1 pseudogene is annotated in these 255 nt (G+C 34.9%); it reads right to left on the bottom strand.

From position 1 onward, the window contains the following. Window positions 1-255: pseudogene (locus H2O73_RS24185) on the bottom strand (MFS transporter); the annotation flags it as partial.

Raw genomic sequence — 255 nt, 5'->3', positions numbered from 1 at the left:
TGCTCTAACTCTTCTGGAGAGTATTCTTTAGTTGTAAAAATGGTTACCAAAATTGAACCCACCAAAATTATGGCACCAATAATAAAAGATAGAATTAAATTTAACGGAACACTACCTTCTTCTGACAGGTTAGAAACCCCAAACCAATTGGTTAAAACATAAGGAAGCCAAGAACCTATTACTGCTCCAAAACCTATCAATGCAGTTTGAAAACTAAATCCGGCTGTTCTTTGATCTGTTCTTAAGTTATCTCCA

It is taken from the genome of Vibrio marinisediminis, from assembly GCF_014050145.1.
Classification (GTDB): Bacteria; Pseudomonadota; Gammaproteobacteria; order Enterobacterales; family Vibrionaceae; genus Vibrio; species Vibrio marinisediminis.
The sequence above is the reverse complement of the archived record's forward strand: the minus strand, read 5'-3'. Positions and strand labels throughout refer to the sequence as shown.